Annotated in this window: 15 protein-coding genes; 10 read left to right on the top strand and 5 right to left on the bottom strand. The window is 66.7% G+C overall.

Translation table 11 applies throughout. The features are described from left to right. Nucleotides 1-2 precede the first annotated feature (2 nt). Nucleotides 3-767: a VOC family protein gene (locus GNX71_RS00215; protein ID WP_241027120.1), complete on the top strand. Its 765-nt coding sequence runs from the start codon at nt 3-5 to the stop codon at nt 765-767. Here GNX71_RS00215 and GNX71_RS00210 read toward each other — a convergent pair. Further along, complete coding sequence (locus GNX71_RS00210; protein ID WP_206176421.1) at nt 764-2,143, bottom strand: sensor histidine kinase; 1,380 nt, start codon at nt 2,141-2,143, stop codon at nt 764-766. The two genes, GNX71_RS00215 and GNX71_RS00210, sit on opposite strands and share 4 nt — an antisense overlap. Then, entirely contained in the window at nt 2,140-2,829 is a 690-nt protein-coding gene (locus GNX71_RS00205) for a response regulator transcription factor (protein ID WP_013538509.1), read from the bottom strand. Before GNX71_RS00205 ends, GNX71_RS00210 begins: the two co-directional genes overlap by 4 nt. A 138-nt stretch (nt 2,830-2,967) precedes the next feature. On the opposite strand from GNX71_RS00205, the gene GNX71_RS00200 reads away from it, so the two are divergent. The 5 genes from GNX71_RS00200 to GNX71_RS00180 are packed head-to-tail and all read left to right on the top strand — an operon-like array spanning nt 2,968 to nt 7,146. After that, complete coding sequence (locus GNX71_RS00200) at nt 2,968-3,828, top strand: alpha/beta fold hydrolase (protein WP_206176419.1); 861 nt, start codon at nt 2,968-2,970, stop codon at nt 3,826-3,828. 38 nt (nt 3,829-3,866) lie between these two features. Further along, a complete protein-coding gene (locus tag GNX71_RS00195) occupies nt 3,867-4,148 on the top strand; it encodes an acyl carrier protein (RefSeq protein WP_206176418.1) in 282 nt (93 codons plus the stop codon). Further along, on the top strand, nt 4,145-5,446 hold the full coding sequence (locus GNX71_RS00190; RefSeq protein WP_206176416.1) for a beta-ketoacyl-[acyl-carrier-protein] synthase family protein: 1,302 nt from the start codon (nt 4,145-4,147) through the stop codon (nt 5,444-5,446). Before GNX71_RS00195 ends, GNX71_RS00190 begins: the two co-directional genes overlap by 4 nt. A gap of 35 nt (nt 5,447-5,481) precedes the next feature. Then, the gene (locus GNX71_RS00185) at nt 5,482-6,609 is read left to right on the top strand and encodes a sterol desaturase family protein (RefSeq protein WP_206176414.1); all 1,128 of its coding nucleotides are present in this window, start codon (nt 5,482-5,484) and stop codon (nt 6,607-6,609) included. A gap of 54 nt (nt 6,610-6,663) precedes the next feature. Then, nucleotides 6,664-7,146, top strand: a complete 483-nt coding sequence (locus tag GNX71_RS00180; RefSeq protein ID WP_206176412.1) for a GNAT family N-acetyltransferase — start codon at nt 6,664-6,666, stop codon at nt 7,144-7,146. Between the two features lie 12 nt (nt 7,147-7,158). Here the strand turns inward: GNX71_RS00180 and GNX71_RS00175 are convergent, their stop codons facing one another. After that, entirely contained in the window at nt 7,159-9,402 is a 2,244-nt protein-coding gene (locus GNX71_RS00175; protein WP_206176410.1) for a heavy metal translocating P-type ATPase, read from the bottom strand. Nucleotides 9,403-9,542: 140 nt separating this feature from the next. Between GNX71_RS00175 and GNX71_RS00170 the strand changes: the two genes are divergently transcribed. Continuing rightward, on the top strand, nt 9,543-9,737 hold the full coding sequence (locus GNX71_RS00170) for a cation transporter (protein ID WP_206176408.1): 195 nt from the start codon (nt 9,543-9,545) through the stop codon (nt 9,735-9,737). Beyond that, nucleotides 9,734-10,135 carry a Cu(I)-responsive transcriptional regulator gene (cueR, locus tag GNX71_RS00165; protein ID WP_206176406.1) on the top strand — a complete coding sequence of 134 codons (402 nt, stop codon included), beginning with the start codon at nt 9,734-9,736 and terminating at the stop codon, nt 10,133-10,135. Before GNX71_RS00170 ends, cueR begins: the two co-directional genes overlap by 4 nt. 1 nt (nt 10,136) lies before the next feature. Here the strand turns inward: cueR and GNX71_RS00160 are convergent, their stop codons facing one another. Then, the gene (locus GNX71_RS00160; protein WP_206176405.1) at nt 10,137-11,081 is read right to left on the bottom strand and encodes a TerB family tellurite resistance protein; all 945 of its coding nucleotides are present in this window, start codon (nt 11,079-11,081) and stop codon (nt 10,137-10,139) included. Between the two features lie 568 nt (nt 11,082-11,649). Here GNX71_RS00160 and creB point away from each other — a divergent pair. Together creB and creC are read left to right on the top strand one after the other, a co-directional pair. Further along, nucleotides 11,650-12,441: a two-component system response regulator CreB gene (gene creB, locus GNX71_RS00155; RefSeq protein WP_206176403.1), complete on the top strand. Its 792-nt coding sequence runs from the start codon at nt 11,650-11,652 to the stop codon at nt 12,439-12,441. 124 nt (nt 12,442-12,565) lie between these two features. Beyond that, nucleotides 12,566-14,005 carry a two-component system sensor histidine kinase CreC gene (gene creC, locus GNX71_RS00150; protein ID WP_206176401.1) on the top strand — a complete coding sequence of 480 codons (1,440 nt, stop codon included), beginning with the start codon at nt 12,566-12,568 and terminating at the stop codon, nt 14,003-14,005. A 149-nt stretch (nt 14,006-14,154) separates the two neighbouring features. On the opposite strand, the gene GNX71_RS00145 is transcribed toward creC, so the two are convergent. After that, on the bottom strand, nt 14,155-14,766 hold the full coding sequence (locus GNX71_RS00145; RefSeq protein ID WP_206176400.1) for a hypothetical protein: 612 nt from the start codon (nt 14,764-14,766) through the stop codon (nt 14,155-14,157). Between the last annotated feature and the right edge of the window lie 2 nt (nt 14,767-14,768).

The raw sequence follows: 14,768 nt of genomic DNA, 5'->3' as shown, positions 1-14,768 counted from the left end.
CCATGATGCAGCTCGCCCGCATTCACCACGTCGCCATCATCTGCGCCGACTACGCACGCTCGAAGCGCTTCTACACCGAGGTGCTCGGGCTGCGCGTGGTCGCCGAGAACTACCGTGCCGCACGCGCTTCGTACAAGCTCGATCTCGCGCTGCCTGACGGTACGCAGATCGAGCTGTTCTCGTTTCCCGAAGCACCTGCGCGTCCCACCCGGCCCGAGGCGCAGGGGCTGCGGCACCTGTCCTTCGAAGTGCACGACGTGCAGGCCGCGGCCGATGAACTCGCGGCGCAAGGCATCGCGGTCGAGCCGTTGCGCATCGACGAATACACGGGCCGGCGCTTCACCTTCTTCGCCGATCCCGATGGGCTTCCGCTCGAACTCTACGAAGCCGAGCCGGCGGAAGACCTCGATGCGCTGCTGTTGAAACTCGAAGGCGCCTTGCATCTTCGCGAAGTGCGAAGCAGTGCCGCGCAGCTCGAGGAATTGCTCGACGACGACTTTCGCGAACTCGGCGTTTCAGGCGTCGAATGGACACGGCCCGCGATCATCGAGGCATTGCGCGACGAAGCCTTCTCGGAGCGAACGATCTCGGACTTCCGCGTGCAACGCATGGCGCCCGACATCGCGCTGGTCACCTACCGCGCGCACCGTGCCGCGATACCGCAGCGGCCCTCGGCCGATTCGCTTCGCAGCTCGTTGTGGCGACTGCGGCGCGGCAGATGGCGCATGGCGTTCCACCAGGGCACGCCGCTGCCGACGCAGACCTAGGCGACCTCTCCGAACGCCACGCTCACGCGCAAGCCCGCGGGCTCGGCCGCTTCGAGTCGCAACTCCGCCCCCAGCAGCTCGGCATAGCGCGACACGATCGACAGCCCCAGCCCCGAGCCCTGCCCCAGCTTCTGCCCGGCAGGGCCCTGCGCCCACCGTTGCATCAGGTCGCGCTGCGCCTCGAGCGGAATGCCGGGCCCGTCGTCGATCACGCTCAGCGTGCGCCCTGCAAGCTCGACGGTGATCGTGCGGCCGCCATAGCGCAGCGCGTTGTCGATGAGGTTGTCGAGAATGCCTTCGACCAGTGCTTCATTGGCCATCACGACCACGCCGTCATCGAGGCCGCGCGCACCGAGGTCCACGCCCCGCGCATCCGCGCGCGCCAGGTGGCGCAGCACCGTCTGCTCGGCCAGTGCGTCGAGGCGCACCGGCTCGCGGGCCAGGCTCGTGCGCGCCTCCTCGGCCAGGGCGAGCGCGAGCAGCTGGTCGATCAGGTGGCTCGCGCGGGCCTGGCGCTCCGACACCCGCTCGAGCTGCTCGCGCCAGACCGCCGTGTCGTGCTGCGCAAGGCCGTACTCGGCCAGCGCGCGAATGCCCGCCAGCGGCGTGCGCAGCTCGTGCGCCACGTTGCCCACGAACTCGCGCTGCGCCTGCACGCTGTGGCCCAGCCGTTCGAACAACGAATTGACCGCATTGCCCAGGCGCTGCAGCTCGCGCGAGGTCTGCGCCACCGCCACTGGCGACAGGTCGCGCACGTCGCGCCGGTCGAGCGCGCGCTGCAGGTCGCCGAGCGGCCGCAGGTCGCTGCGGATGCCGTACCAGAGCCACACGGCGAGCAGCACCAACAGCAGGATCTGCGGTGCCAGCGCAAAGCCGAGCAGTTGCCGCACGAGCGCCGTGCGGCTCAGCGTGGTCTGTGCAATCACCACGCGGTAGGGCATGGCGATGCCGGGCTCCGCATCGTGCTCGAGCGTCACCGCGCGCATGGGCTTGCCCTGGTAGGTCACGTCGGAGAAACGGTAGCGCGCGCCGCTCGCGGGCAGCGGCGCCTGCAGGTCCGATTCGCCCGAGATCAGCGAACCGTCGAGCCGCTGCACCGAGAAGTAGACCTTGTCGATCTGGTCGAAGAGCACCGTGGCCACTTCGCGCGGCGTGAGCAGCAACTCGATGCCGCGCTCGCCCGCCTGCACGTTGGCCGACAACGCATAGGCATCGTCGAGCATGCCGCGGTCGAAGGCCTGTTCGGAAAAGTAGTTGGCGATGACCAGCGCGATCACCGCGCCGAGCATCCATGTGAGTGCCAGCGGCACCAGCACATTGCGCAGGACCCGCCGCGTGAGCGACGGTGCGATGCGGGTGGCGGCGTCGCCCGTCACACCTCGGCTTCGAGCAGGTAGCCGATGCCGCGCAGCGTGCGGATGCTCGCGCCGGTGCCCAGCAGCTTCTTGCGCAGCCGCGAGATGAAGGCCTCGAGCGCGTTGTCGCCGAGCGATTCATCGAAGCTCGAGAGCTTGTCGGACAGCGCCCGCTTGCTGACCGTGCGGCCCGGCGGGCTCATCAGTTCCCACAGCACCTCGAACTCGCGCGCGGGCAGGTCGAGCGGGCCACCGGCGGTGGAGAAGCGACGCGCCTTGCGGTCGAGCTTCAACTGGCCGAGCAGCACGATGTCTTCGGTGCCCTTTGCGCGGCGCACCAATGCGCGCAGGCGCGCCTCGACTTCGGCGAGATCGAAGGGCTTGCCCAGGTAGTCGTCGGCACCCGCATCGAGGCCTGCGATGCGCTCTTCGGTGCGGCCGCGCGCGGTGAGCACGAGCACCGGCGTGCGGTCGCCGCGTGCGCGTGCCTGTCGCAGTGCGGTGAGGCCGCTCGCGAGGCCGCTCGTGGGGCTCGCGGTGGCCGGCAGGTTGAGGTCAAGCAGCACCGCGTCGAAGGGTTGCACGCGCCAGAGGTGGTCGGCGTCTTCGACGTTGGTCGACACGTCGACCCGGTGGCCCGCGTCCGCCAGGCTGCGCAGCATCACATCGCGCAGTACGGCGTCATCTTCGACAAGCAGGATTCGCATGGTGGTGGGGTGGTGGAAGTGTGAAGAGTTGCTGAAGGAATGGGTCAGGGGCCGGTCAGTAGCTCCACACGATAGTCGTTGCATGAGCATACGACAGCAGCATGAAACACGGGTCATTTTCATGGCCGGCGCCACACGATGAGCGCACGCGACGCCTCCGATCAACTGAGCCTGGTTCCCTCCGAGGTGCAACGCACCGCGGTGGTCCTGCTGCATGGTTTATGCAGCACGCCTGACGAGTTGCTGACCGTGCAATCCGCATTGCGCGCCCGGGGGTATGCGGCACATCCGCTGTCGATCGACGGCTACTCATTCGATGCCAGTGCACCGCTGCAACACGCCGCACCTTACGAACGCTGGCTCGACGCCATCCAGACGCAGGTCAAGGCGCTGCGTCTCAAGCACGACCGCGTGATGCTGATCGGCATCTCCGCCGGCTCCTCGCTCGCGCTGGGCGCGGCCATCCGCTGCGGCCGCGACGTGGATGCGCTGGTGCTCATGTCGACCACGCTGCGCTTCGACGGCTGGGCGATTCCGCGCACGCAGTTCCTTTTGCCGCTGGCCTTCTACACGCCGCTCGGGCGCCTCTGGCAATACCGCGAACGCCCGCCCTACGGCGTGAAGAACGAACGCGTGCGCGCATGGATCGAGCGCGAGCTGCGCCACCGCAAGATCTCGCGCGCCGGCAGCTCGGTGATCGGCGTGGGCCATCTGCGCGAACACGACCGGCTGATCCGCCACGTGCGGCGCAACCTGAACGCCGTGCAGTGCGACAACGTGCTCGCGCTGCATGCCCAGCAGGACGAGGTGGCCAGCGTGGCCAATCTCGACATCCTGGCGCGGGGCCTGCGCTGCCGCGCGTTCCGCACCGTGGTCGTGGCCAACAGCTACCACATGATCACGATAGACAACGACCGTCAACAGGTTGTGCGCGAAACAGTGTCATTCGCCGATGCGGTAGCGCATGGCACGATGCCCGAGCATCCCCTGTACGCATGAGTTCGCCCGAACGAACGCACCTGAAAGGAACACAGCCCATGTCCTCGCCCACCTTCAACAGCATCGCGACGATCCTGGAGACCGACTTCAAGGTCGATCGCAGCGCCATCTCGCCCGCCACCGTGCTCACCGACCTCGGCCTCGACTCGCTCGCGCTGATGGAGTTCGTCTTCGCGGTGGAAGACGCCTTCCATCTGCGCATTCCGGAAGATCGCCTCGATCCGCGCGAAGCCGGCATCACGCTGCAGCGCCTGTGCGAGGTGATCGACACCGAAAGCAGCGGCGCGGTTGCACCAGCCGGCGAAGCGGCCCACGCATGAGCAGCGGTGCCGCCCACGCCGTGCTCGCCGCCTCCGCGGCGCGTGCCGCATCGGCGCCCGTGCGCGTGAGCGGCATGGGCTTCGTCACGCCCATCGGCCGCACCGTCGAGGCCTTCGACGATTCGCTGTTCAACGGCCGCTCTGCAGTGCGCGCGCAGACGCTCGAGATCAAGGGCATGGACCCGATGTCGCTCGCCGTGGCCGCCTGCGATTTCGATTCGAACGGCGTGCGCAGCACCTCGCGCCTGCCGCTGGACCGCGGCACGGCCATGGCACTGGCCGCCGCGCAGGATGCGGCCGCGCAGGCGGGCCTCGGCCCCGACAGCGTCGACCCCGAGCGCCTGGGCATCTTCTGGGGCAGCGGCCTCGCCGGCGCGGGCACGTTCGACACCACGACCAGCGCGCTCTACGGCGAACAGAAGCGCATGCGCCCGACGACCGTGCTCACCGTGATGCCGAACGCAGCGGTCGCGGAGCTCGCGCTGCACTTCGGCGCACGCGGCTCGGCCATTGCCTATGCATGCGCCTGCGCCTCCTCGGCCGTGGCGATCGGCGAGGCGATGCGTGCGATTCGCGGTGGCTGGATCGACGTCGCCATCGTCGGCGGCCATGACGCGATGCTCACGCCCGGCGTGATGGCCAGCTGGCACGCGATGCGCGTGATGGCACCGCCACCGGCCGATGCGCCGTCGTCCGCATGCCGGCCCTTCTCCGGCGACCGCGCGGGCTTTGCCATCGGCGAAGGCGCCGCGGCGCTGGTGATCGAGTCCGAAGCGCATGCACAAGCGCGCGGCGCGAACGCCGCATCCTTCGTGCTCGCGGGCTACGCCACCAATTGCGATGGCACGCACATCACGAACCCCGACAGCGCCGGCCAGGTGCGTGCCATGCGGGCCGCCTTGCGCGATGCCGGCATCGAGGCCTCGGACATCGGCCACATCAACGCGCACGGCACAGCTACGTCGGCCGGCGATGCGGCCGAAGCTGCGTCGATCCGCGAGGTGTTCGGCAATGCCACGCCCGTGAGCGCGACCAAGGCGATCCATGGCCATGTGCTCGGCGGCGGCGGCGCCATCGAGCTCATTGCGGCGCTGCGTGCGCTGGCGCGCGAAGCCCTGCCGCCCATCGCGAACCTGCAGACACCCGATGCTGCCTTCGATCTCGACTTCGTTCGCGGCGAAGCGCGCGAAGCCAAGGGCATCCGCTATGCACTCTCCAACTCCTTCGCTTTCGGCGGCACCAACGCGGTGATCGTGGCCGGCCTCTCGTCGGATGCATCGGATGCGCCGGATCGCTGAAGATTCGCTGAAGGCTTGCTGAAAAACAAAACGCGGTGCATCGGCTGGTCGTTCTCGTCGTGCCCGTGTTCGCGCTGCTCATGGCGTGCGAATTTGCGTGGGGTTGGCTCAAGCGCCGCAACACCTACCGCTTCAGCGACACGCTCGGCAGCCTGAGCCAGGGCCTGCTGAGCCAGGTGCTCGCGGTGTGCACGCAGCTCTTCCAGATCGGCCTCTACGCGATGGTCTATCCAGTCTTCGCGATCTGGACGCGGCCCACCTTCTGGGACGGCGCCATCGGCTGGATCGTCGCGGTGCTGCTGTTCGACTTCTGCGACTACTGGCTGCACCGCGCGGGGCACGAGTCGGCGGTGTTCTGGGCTGCGCACTCGGTGCATCACCAGAGCCAGCAGTTCAACTTCTCGACCGCACTGCGGCAGGAGAGCATGGTCGCCTTCCTGGGCTGGGCCTTCTACCTGCCGATGGCGGTGGTCGGCGTGCCGCCCGAGCAATTCGGCATCGCAGGGCTCATCGTGCTGGTCTACCAGTTCTGGATCCACACCGAGCACATCGGCAAGCTCGGCTGGTTCGACCGCGTGTTCTCCTCGCCCTCGAACCATCGCGTGCATCACGCGGTGAACGATGGGTATGTGGACCGCAACTACGGCGGCATGCTCGTGGTGTGGGACCGGATGTTCGGCACCTTCGCCGAAGAAAACGAACGCGCGGTCTACGGCACGCGCAAGGCGCTCGCGAGTTTCGATCCGCTGCGGGCCATCCTCGGGCCGTATGCGCCGCTCGTGCGCGACAGCTGGCACACGCGCAAATGGCGTGACAAGCTCGCGGTGTGGTTCAAGCCACCGGGCTGGCGGCCGGCCGATGTGGCGGCGCGCTTTCCGGAAGCGCCGTTCTCGCTCGACGAGGCGATGCACATCCACGATCCGGCGCTGACCCGTGCGCAGGTCGTCTCGGCATCGGTTCACTTCATCGGATGGATCGGCGTGACGCTTGCCTTTCTGTGGGTCGCCGACGACCTCGCATTCCGCACCGGCTTCGAACTCCTCGCGCTGGCCGTCGCGGGCTTCTGGGCCATCGGCGCGGTGCTCGATTCACGCATCCGCCTGCGATGGGCCTGGTGTGTGCAATGCGCACTGCTGGCGTTCTCGGTGGCGCTCCTGGCTTGAAGCGGAAGCGCCGTATGTAAGCTCGGCGCTTCCATCGTTTCGAGACTTACACCCATGCGCAGGCTCGCCACGCCCGAAGACCTCCACGCCGTCTTCACGCTCTACATGCACGAGAAGGTCGTGCCCTATCTTGGCTACGACCCGATGCCGCTCGAAGACTTTCGGCCTATCTACCAAGAGATGGTCGGGAGCGGACGCTTCTTCGTCTATGAACTGGACGGTCGGGTCGCAGGTTTCTACCGCGCCACGCGCTATCCGGGCCGGGTGCAGCACGTGGCCAGCCTCGGCACGCTCGCCGTCGACCCGGCGCTGCACGGCCAAGGCGTAGCGCTGGCGATGGTGAGCCAGGCGATCGACGAACTGAGGGCCGCCGGCGTCAAGCGCATCGAGCTCTGCGTCGAAAGCGACAACGCGCCGGGCCTGCGCTTCTACGAGAAGCTGGGCTTCGTGCGCGAAGGCACGCTGCGCAAGTTCTACCAACGGGCCGGCGCAGCGGCGCCCATCGACGATCACATGATGGCGCTGTTGTTCGACTGAAAAAAAAGCTTCTCAGGGCTTCCAGCGGCGCAGCAGCAGCGCGTTCGCCATCACGCTCACGCTGGACAGCGCCATCGCCGCGCCGGCCACCACCGGGCTCAGCAGCCCGAAGGCGGCGAGCGGGATGCCGGCCACGTTGTAGGCGAAGGCCCAGAACAGGTTCTGCCGGATCTTCGCCACCGTGCGGGCCGAGAGCTCGAACGCTTGCGCCACCAGTGCGAGATCGCCGCGCATCAGCGTGATGCCGGCCGCTTCCATCGCCACGTCGGTGCCGCCACCCGAAGGCGCCATCGCGATGCCCACGTCGGCCGCAGCGAGCGCGGGTGCGTCGTTGGCGCCATCGCCGACCATCGCCACCATATGGCCGTCGCGCCGCAAAGCACTGACCTGTGCCGCCTTGTCGGCGGGCAGCACGTCAGCGCGCACGTCCTCGATCGCGATACCGAGGCGCGCCGCCATGGCCTGCGCCGCGCGCAGGTTGTCGCCCGAGATCATCACCACGCGCAGGCCTTTCGCACGCAGCGTGCGAATAGCCTCCGCGGCCTGCGGCTTGGGTTCGTCTGCAAACGCCAACAGGGCTTGCACATGCGCAGCGCCAGCTTCGTCGAAGCGCAGCAACGCGGAGACCGTGGCGCCCTGCGCCTGCAGGCTTTCGATCTCGGCTTCCGCGGGCATAGCATCGAGCTCCCTGCACCAGCGCAGGCTCGCGATGGCCCAGGTCGCGCCATTCACTTCGCCGCGAACGCCGCGACCCGGCATGGCCTGCATCGCACCCAGGGGCGGCGCCTGCACGCCGCGTTGCGCAGCGGCGGCGAGCACCGCGCGTGCGAGTGGATGTTCGCTGCCGCTTTGCAGGCTGGCGGCGGTGGCCAGAAGTTGATCTTCCGTGGCCTCGATGCCTGAAACCGCCAGCAATGCAGTGAGCACGGGCCGGCCCGATGTCAGCGTGCCGGTCTTGTCGAAGGCCACTGTATCGACGCGGTGAGCGATCTCCAGCGAGCGAGCGTCCTTGATCAGGATGCCGTGCCGCGCCGCCACGCCGGTGCCCGCCATCACCGCCACCGGCGTTGCCAATCCCAGCGCACAGGGACAGGCAATCACCAACACCGCGACGGCGTAGATCAACGCGGTTTCGATGCCGGCGCCCGCAATCAGCCATCCCGCCAGCGTGACCAGCGCAATCACCAGCACCACGGGCACGAAGACGGCCGCGACCTTGTCCACCACCCGCTGGATCGGTGCCTTGGCGGCCTGTGCGTCCTCGACCAGTCGGATGATGCGTGCCAGCACGCTCTCGGCGCCGATCGCGCGCACCTCGATCACCATCCGGCCATCGCCGTTGACCGCGCCGCCTGTGAGCGCATCGCCGGGTCCCTTGGCCACCGGCAGGGGTTCGCCGGTGAGCATCGATTCATCGACTTCGGACTGGCCTTCGATCACGCGCGCATCGGCCGGCACGCGCTCGCCGGGTCGCACGGCAAGGCGGTCGCCCACCATCACCTCGGCGAGCGGCACATCGCTCTCGCCGCGTGCGCCGACCAGGTGCGCCACTTCGGGTCGCAGCTGTTGCAGCGCGCGGATCGCGGAGGTCGCCTGGCGCTTCGCACGGGCCTCCAGCCACTTGCCGAGCAGCACCAGCGTGATCACCACGGCAGCAGCTTCGAAGTACAGATGCGGCATCTCGCCGTGGCCCGCATGCTCGCCATTCGCAGCGCGCCACCACAGCCACAGCGACAAACCGAAGGCCGCACTGGTGCCGAGCGCCACCAGCAGATCCATGTTGCCGGTGCGGGCCTTGGCCGCATGCCAGCCCGCGCGGTAGAAACGCGCGCCCAGCCAGAACTGGACCGGAGCGGCGAGCAACAACTGCAGCCAGGGCGGCAGCATCCAGTCTTGCCCGAACGGGCTACCGAGCATCGGCGCCAACAGCGGAATCGACAGCGCGAGGCCGATGGCCACCGGGCCGAAGCCGTGCCACGGCGACAAGGCCGCCGCTTCGTCAGCCGCACTGCTTGCCGCGCGCGGCTCGTAGCCGGCGGCGCGCACGGCACGGCGCAGGCGCGCGTCCATGTCTTCGGCATCGGTGGTCACCACGCGGGCCGATTCGGTCGCGAGATTCACGCTGACGTCCTGCACGCCGGGCACGTTCTTCAAGGCGCGCTCCACGCGCATCACGCAAGAAGCGCAGGTCATGCCGCCGACCGAAAGGTCCAACGTGGCAGTGGCGGCCGAAGGGAGTTGCTGCGAGGTTTCCATGTGCCGAAGACTAAAGCCTCACACCATGGCAAGGTCAAGGATGAATTGAAAGTGCCCCTTCGCTGGACATTGACATCGTGAGAGGGTTCAAACTGGCGGCTCACTTTATTCATTCATCCACCAAAGAAGGAGCCAGAACAATGAGCCAGAAATTCCAGGTCTCGGGCATGAGCTGCGGCCACTGCGTGAACGCGGTGCAGAACGCGGTGCAGACGGTCGATCCCGAAGCACAGGTCACGGTCGACCTCGAGACGGGCCATGTCGACGTGCTGAGCGAGCAGCCGCGCAAGGACATCGTGGCCGCGATCGAGAACGCGGGCTACGGCGTTCAATGACGAACCAGGTCGCCATCGGCGAAGCCGCGCGCCTCTCGGGCGTGTCGGCGCGCATGGTCCGGCACTACGAGGGGCTGGGCCTCCTGCCGGCGGTGGCGCGCACCGACAGCGGCTACCGGCAGTACGGCGAGGCCGACGTGCACACGCTGCGCTTCATCAAGCGTTCACGCGACCTGGGTTTCTCGATGGAGGAAATCGCCGAGCTGGTGGGTCTCTGGCACAACCGCCGGCGCGCGAGTTCGAGCGTCAAGCGGATTGCACAGAAGCATCTGGGCGAACTGGAGCAGCGCATCGCGGACATGCAGTCGATGCGCAACACGCTCGCGCACCTCGTGCATTGCTGTCATGGCGATGCGCGCCCCGACTGCCCGATCCTGGACGATCTAAGCAAGGCCTAGATCAGGCCCCTCGCACCAGCGAGAGCACTTTGCCCGCATCCAGCGTGCGGGCCTTCTCTTGAATAGCCGGCAGGTATTGCGTCTGCAGGCTCTGCCCTTCCTTCACCACGCCCGAGAACGCATCCTTGAGCATCTGCGTCGAGAGCGTGCGGCCGCCCGCGTAGTAGCGCTTGGCCACATGGCCGAGGGCGTAGGTCGAGGCGAAGCTCATGCCCGAGCTCACCGCCTGGTTGCCAAGGCCGCGCAGCAAGCCACCACCCACCTTGCCCAGCAAGCCCCCGAGCAGCTTGCGCCCGGCCTGCTCCAGGTACTGCGACGTCAGGCCCACGCCGACCGTGGCCAGGAAATCCTTGATGTGGCCGCTATCGAGCTGGTAGCCGTGCGCCTGGCCGATGCGATAGACCAGCTTCATCTGCAGCGGAATGATCGCCATGGTCGAGAGCGTCTCGGGCAGCAACTCGAGCGCGCCGTTGAGGATGGCGGCATTGAGGATCGACTTGTCGAGCTCGGCGCTGTCCGGCGAGCTGGGGGCGGCAACCGCGGTCACGGCGGTTCCTGCTGCTGCGGCCACGGGCACCGCGGCAATTTCCTCGGCCTGCTCCGAAAACCTCGCCGCCGAAGCATCGAGACCGAGCGAGGTGCGCACGTCCATCAGGAACATGCGCTCCGCTTCCGATTGCGCGCCGTCGGCATCGCACACGCACACCGCCATCTCGTAGGCGAGCTGCTTCGATTCGTTGCTGGTCAGCTCGCCAGCCACTGAAGCGAGAGAAACGCGCTTCATCAGCACGTCCTGGTAGAGCGTCGGCAGGTTCAACCCGTCGGCTTGCGACAGGCCCTCCGCAATGCGCTTGATCTCGGCGCGTTCGCGCTCGTGTTTCTCGCCGTCGACAAAGGCAGCCAGCAGGCTCAGGGTCACGATGGCCTTGGTTTCTGAGGGTGTCATGTTCGAATTTTTTGCAATGTGAAGGACGGCGTTGGGTTGCCGAGGGGCTCGAAGGTTCCTCTGCGCGTTGTCCCCGCAAAACTTGGGCAACTCTGTGGATAACGTCGGTGCTTCTGTGTAGGGGCGTGGCAAGTGGTTGATTTGAAAGGGAAATCTACATATTGCCCAAATAAGAGGCAATGAATTTCTTGCACCCAAAATCGCCTTTCGCAGATTTTCCGGGGACTGTCAAAGGACAACTCTGGGGAGAGTTCTGGCACAAGCCATGGGTTATCCACAGGGCGGACGGGTTACCCAATGTTGTCCCTTTTGCGGGTACATCCCGGAAGCGCAGCTGCGCACAGTGACAGAGCTGTGACAAGTCCTTGTCACATAACGAAAAAAGGGGCCTGTCCACAGAAGAGGGCTTCCCTTATCTACTACTACTAATTTGAATAAGAAGAATAAGAAATAGAAGACAGAAAGAGCGCCGCGCCAAAAAAAATCCGCGAAAGGCCGCGCCGGTCCCCCGCGCCTCGGACGGAAAACCGGCACCGCCGTCCTTCCTTCCCCTCGCTAACATTCGCGGATGAGCTTCAAACCCCGGATCCTGATCGCCGAAGACGAATCGGGCATCGCCGACACGCTGCAATACGTCCTCAAGAGCGACGGCTTCACGCCGGTCTGGTGCGCCACCGCCGAAGAAGCGATCGCGCAGTTCGCGCAGGAGCCACCCGCGCTGGCCATCCTGGACATCGGCCTGCCCGATCTCAACGGCTTCGAGCTCTTCAAGCGCCTGAGGGCGCTGAACCAGTCACAGGGTGGCCCGGAGGTACCGATGCTGTTTCTCACGGCACGCAGCGACGAAATCGACCGCGTCGTGGGCCTGGAACTGGGCGCCGACGACTACATCGCCAAGCCGTTCTCGCCGCGCGAACTGGTCGCCCGGGTCCGCACGATCCTGCGGCGCAGCACGCGCAACAGCCCTGGAGGCCCCGGAACGGCCGCAGCGCCCGGAAACGGGGTACCCCCTCAAAATTCGTCCGCAGCGCCTCCAGCGGCGCCACAGACCCCGCCAATGCCCTTTGCGGTCGACAACGAGCGCATGCAGATCCGGTACTACGGCCGGCTCCTGGAGCTCTCGCGCTACGAATACGGCCTCCTCCGGCTGCTCGTGCAGCGGCCGGGCCGTGTCTTCACCCGCGACGAATTGCTGGAACACGTCTGGGACGATTCGAGCGACAGCTTCGACCGCACGGTCGACGCGCACATCAAGACGCTGCGCGCCAAGCTCAAGGCGGTGGCGCCCGACGTGGAGCCGATCCGCACGCTGCGCGGCACTGGCTACGCCTTGAACGAAGAACTTCCATCGAAGGCATGACATCGGTCTTGGTCTGCCTTTTCGCGGAATACCGCGGAACCGGCTTTGCCGGGCCGCAGGTATTGCCCCCGGCGAGGGGGTTGGAGGCCACACGAAGTGGGCAAGCCTGGGGGAGAGCCAAGCTTTGACCCGGCGCACGCGGATCTTCATCGGCATCCTGCTGATCTACACGGCGGGCATCGCCTTCCTGCTCTACCGCGTGGTGTCGGACATCGATCCGCGCTACCGCGAATCGGCCGAGGAGTCGCTGGTCGAGACCTCGCAACTCATGGCCAGCCTGGTCGAGCAGGACGTGATCGCGGGCGCCATCAATACCGCCCGGCTGGAGCCGCTGTTCCGCACGGTCTACGCGCGCGAGTTCTCGGCGCAGATCTACAACCTGCACAAGAGCCAGGTGGAGCTGCGCGTCTACGTGACCGACCGTAGCGGCCGCGTGATGTTCGATTCGCTCGGCAGGCACCTGGGCGCCGACTATTCGCAGTGGAGCGACGTGAGCCGCACGCTCGCGGGTCTGTACGGCGCACGCACCTCGCGCGATGTCGACGGCGATCCGCGCACTTCGGTCATGTACGTGGGCGCACCGATCCGCTGGAACAACGAGATCGTCGGGATGGTCAGCGTCGGCAAGCCGGTGCAGAGCTTCGGCCAGTTCGTGGAAGACGCGCGTGCCCGCACGCTGTGGGTCGGCGTGGGCTCGGGCCTGGCGCTGTTGCTGCTGGCGGTGATCGTCTCGATCTGGCTGGTGCGGCCTTTCGGGCTGATCTCGGACTACTGGACCTGGGTGCGCGCGCAACGCACCTTGAGCTTCTCGCGCATGGCGCGACGCGCGGTCGATGCGGTGCGCACCAGCTTCAGCGAAATGCGCGATGCATTGACGGGCCGCAATTACGTCGCCGACTACGTGCAGACCTTCACCCATGAGGTGAAGAGCCCGCTCTCGGCGATCCGCGGCGCGGCCGAACTGCTGCAGGAGCCGTCGATGCCGCATGCGGAGCGCGAGCGTTTCCTCAAGAACATCGAGCGCGAGACGCAGCGCATCCAGGAAATCGTCGATCGCATGATGGAGCTCACCGCGCTCGAAACGCGGCGCGCGCTGGAGCGCACGGAGCCTGTGCCACTGGCTTCGCTGATCGACGACATCGCCATCAGCGCCCAGCCCGCGGCGGCCAAGCGGAACATTCGCTTGCTGGTGAATATCCGCACCGAAGCCAGCACCGAGGGCGATCCGTTCCTGTTGCGCCGCGCGATCAGCAACTTGCTGGACAACGCGATCGATTTTTCACCGCCCGACAGCGAAGTGCTGCTGACGCTGGAAACCACCGCGAAGCTCGCGCGGGTGAGCGTGCGCGACCACGGACCCGGCATTCCGGTCTACGCGCAGGAGAAGGTCTTCCAGAAGTTCTATTCGCTCGCGCGGCCGCACAACCAGAAGAAGAGCACGGGGCTGGGGCTGGCGTTCGTCAAGGAAATCGCCGCGCTGCACCGCGGGCGCATCGAGCTTGGCAATGCAACGCGCGGCGGCGCTGTGGCGACGCTCACGCTGCCGCTGTTGTCATATCGCTGAGAAGGTGTGAACGAATCCGCCATGCCCCCTCATCCCACCCAGGCGCACCCACTCGGCGTTGCAAATGCTCGCCATAGCCCGAGCTATGGCTGTGCTTTGCGCCTTGATTGGGCACGCCTGGGCGGGCTGCTCGGGCACGCCGAATTCATTCACACCTTCTGACCTGTCAGGGTGCCGTAGGCGCGGCGCGTCTCGGGGCTCACCGCATCGAGCAGTTGCTCGTACGAGGTCTGGTGCCGCGCCAGCATGCGCGCCGATGCCACCGTCTTCGACTTGCAGAACCAGTGGCAGGTGTGCTGCATCAGGAAAAGCTCGGCCGACATGGTGAAGGCCTTGGACTTGGCCGGACGGTTCGATGCGTTCTTCATCACACCCGCAATGCCGCGTGCGTGGATGTTCAGTGCTTCGCGCAGATCGAAGGTCGCGGACGGGAACAGCTTGTACGCATACGGAATCGCGATGGGCAGCTTGCTCACGCGCGTGTCCGCTTCGGGAAGGCGCGCGAACCCGGCGGCGAAGCTGTCGAACTGCGACGAGAGCTTTTCCTCGGTGGTATCGAGCAGGCTCCAGATCTGTTGGCGACGCTCGGGGTCGTCCTCGCCGAGGCATCGCAGGTAGCCCTGGGTCAGGCTTTCCATCAGCTTCTCGATCTGGTACTGGCCAAGATGGCTTCCCAGCAGCGCAATGCGCTGGCGCTGGTCTCTGGACTTGAGGATGTAGGCGCCGACAAGGAGCAGCGCCACCAGCGTAAGGATTTCCATGA

Source organism: Variovorax sp. RKNM96 (assembly GCF_017161115.1).
Lineage (GTDB): Bacteria > Pseudomonadota > Gammaproteobacteria > Burkholderiales > Burkholderiaceae_C > Variovorax.
This window is presented reverse-complemented; position numbering and strand designations above follow the sequence as displayed.

Bases quoted from the DNA above. Each gene is read 5' to 3' on its own strand.
- cueR (WP_206176406.1), top strand. From the start codon at position 9,734: ATGACGAACCAGGTCGCCATCGGCGAAGCCGCGCGCCTCTCGGGCGTG.
- GNX71_RS00145 (WP_206176400.1), bottom strand. From the start codon at position 14,766: ATGGAAATCCTTACGCTGGTGGCGCTGCTCCTTGTCGGCGCCTACATC.
- GNX71_RS00170 (WP_206176408.1), top strand. From the start codon at position 9,543: ATGAGCCAGAAATTCCAGGTCTCGGGCATGAGCTGCGGCCACTGCGTG.
- creB (WP_206176403.1), top strand. From the start codon at position 11,650: ATGAGCTTCAAACCCCGGATCCTGATCGCCGAAGACGAATCGGGCATC.
- GNX71_RS00175 (WP_206176410.1), bottom strand. From the start codon at position 9,402: ATGGAAACCTCGCAGCAACTCCCTTCGGCCGCCACTGCCACGTTGGAC.
- GNX71_RS00205 (WP_013538509.1), bottom strand. From the start codon at position 2,829: ATGCGAATCCTGCTTGTCGAAGATGACGCCGTACTGCGCGATGTGATG.
- GNX71_RS00160 (WP_206176405.1), bottom strand. From the start codon at position 11,081: ATGACACCCTCAGAAACCAAGGCCATCGTGACCCTGAGCCTGCTGGCT.
- GNX71_RS00190 (WP_206176416.1), top strand. From the start codon at position 4,145: ATGAGCAGCGGTGCCGCCCACGCCGTGCTCGCCGCCTCCGCGGCGCGT.
- GNX71_RS00200 (WP_206176419.1), top strand. From the start codon at position 2,968: ATGAGCGCACGCGACGCCTCCGATCAACTGAGCCTGGTTCCCTCCGAG.
- GNX71_RS00215 (WP_241027120.1), top strand. From the start codon at position 3: ATGATGCAGCTCGCCCGCATTCACCACGTCGCCATCATCTGCGCCGAC.
- GNX71_RS00195 (WP_206176418.1), top strand. From the start codon at position 3,867: ATGTCCTCGCCCACCTTCAACAGCATCGCGACGATCCTGGAGACCGAC.
- GNX71_RS00180 (WP_206176412.1), top strand. From the start codon at position 6,664: ATGCGCAGGCTCGCCACGCCCGAAGACCTCCACGCCGTCTTCACGCTC.